Annotated in this window: 3 protein-coding genes; all 3 read right to left on the bottom strand. The window is 41.6% G+C overall.

The window, feature by feature from the left end; genetic code table 11:
* Positions 1-236 precede the first annotated feature (236 nt).
* On the bottom strand, positions 237-587 hold the full coding sequence (locus tag R7Q09_RS24140) for a hypothetical protein (protein ID WP_318071322.1): 351 nt from the start codon (positions 585-587) through the stop codon (positions 237-239).
* A 134-nt stretch (positions 588-721) separates the two neighbouring features.
* Positions 722-1177 carry a hypothetical protein gene (locus R7Q09_RS24135; protein ID WP_114867637.1) on the bottom strand — a complete coding sequence of 152 codons (456 nt, stop codon included), beginning with the start codon at positions 1175-1177 and terminating at the stop codon, positions 722-724.
* A gap of 154 nt (positions 1178-1331) precedes the next feature.
* A complete protein-coding gene (locus tag R7Q09_RS24130; RefSeq protein WP_228097517.1) occupies positions 1332-1820 on the bottom strand; it encodes an AAA family ATPase in 489 nt (162 codons plus the stop codon).
* Between the last annotated feature and the right edge of the window lie 93 nt (positions 1821-1913).

Below are 1913 nucleotides of genomic sequence, written 5' to 3'. Positions count from 1 at the left end.
AGCATTCCCAGAAAGCCCTTAAAAGATGACAACAACGAGTCTCTTGTTTTTATATACAGCCAGAATAGCGGCTTATCATATTTTCTCATTTTTTCCTTAAACAGCTAACGCCGCGTTAAGTAGTGAGCAACGCTAACCACCGAACCTAAACTATTGTGCCGTAAACACTAAAATCAAAGCAAACCAAAAATGCCGAGCGTTGCGAATCTGTCTTAAACGCTTTGTTATGCTCGTACTCAAAGAAATTGAAGGACTAAACAAGCAATAAACGCTGGTAGACCCGCTATGAAGAAAACTAAGCCTGTTTGGTAGTTCATTCGATAGTGCTCTCGTTCGTCTTTTTCGAAATCATGCCCTTCTACCATTTTGTAAACTTTATCTCTTCTAGGGTCATCTAACCGCGTCGTCTTACTATGGACACCACCTTCCCACATTAGCTTCGCTAAAACCCATATGACGATGACAACAAAGAAAAGAAAGTCGACCAACTGAGTTGTAGCAAAGAATGGAATAAACTGGGCTAGAGCGATAACAACAAGAGCCGCTGAGAGGTTAACTAGAACTACTTTCTTCAATAAATCGAGCAAAATCGTCTCCTAGAGCATAACGCCCTGTTAAGGTGTGAGCAACGCAATGCCGATGTTGCCGCATACCACCTTAACCACTAAACACAACGCATAGTAAAAATGCCACGCGTTGCGAATCACTCTTAAACAGATTGTTATAGCGCTACTTTTGACTTATGCAGCTCAGAGACAACCTTTGCTAAAACGCTCGGAATACCCGTATCTTTTAGCTGATTCGCGCTGAAAGGGTGACTCTTATATGTGTCAAAGCTATCATGAAATTGGCTTTGCTTTTCAATTATGACGGAAGCCAATTTATAACCCTTAGCATTAAACTGATCCGCAGTAATGTCGATTATGTAGCCTTGGCATAAAAGCCAAGCATGTGATTGGTTTGGGTTATTTCCTAACCCTTTGCCACATACATAAGTGCTTTCCAGTTCATAGTATTTAGACAGATATAATCCAATTAAATCGGTTGCATCGCCACAACAGCCATTAGGAAAACCTGATGAGCTAGAAAAGGCAGTCCTCCAATCGAAATCCGACTTTCCAAAATTGGCTAGAATCTCTCGAATTTCATGGATTCTGATTTCAATCTCTTTATTCACATAAACCTCAAAATCTGCGCTGCGCTATAACGCCGCGTTAAGTGGTGAGCAACGCTACCACCCTACCTAAACCATTGTGCAGTAAACACTAAATCCAAAGCAAACCGAAAATGCCAAGCGTTGGGAATCCGTCTTAAACGCTTTGTTATGCGTATTATCCCACACGTACCAGACTGAGTTTTTCACTCGCTGCTGGAGCTTCAAAATACTGGGTCACATGATGAAATACAGCCTCTGTGTCAAACATAGCTCTTTCAGGTTGTTCTACTCGGCGCTTAGCAACTTGGGATAAACATTGCTCATCTGTTAAGTCTAAATACCAAAGCTCATGTTCACTACCTACTTCGACACACAGTGATACGAACCAAGCTCTTTGCTTAATAGTATTCGCTGGAAAGTCCATGACAACGTTAGTCCCAACATTCAACAAACGTTGAACATGACTTTTAACGAAAGGCTTTATGAGATTTGAGTATTTAATGTAGTCGTCAAACGTTTGAATTTGCGAAGGATAATGAGCTGACAACCAGTCGTCTTCTGAAATTAGGACTGCATTATTTTCAGCAGCCACAACCTTAGATTTAGTCGATTTTCCTGCTCCCATCTTGCCACAGAAGAAGAACAGCTTGCCCTGATTTTCCATGTTTCCTCCATTTACGCATAACGCCCTGTTAAGGTGTGAGCAACGCAATACCGATGCTCCCGCATACCACCTTAACCACAAAACCTAACGCAT

It is taken from the genome of Vibrio sp. 2130-1, from assembly GCF_033339515.1.
The sequence above is the reverse complement of the archived record's forward strand: the minus strand, read 5'-3'. Positions and strand labels throughout refer to the sequence as shown.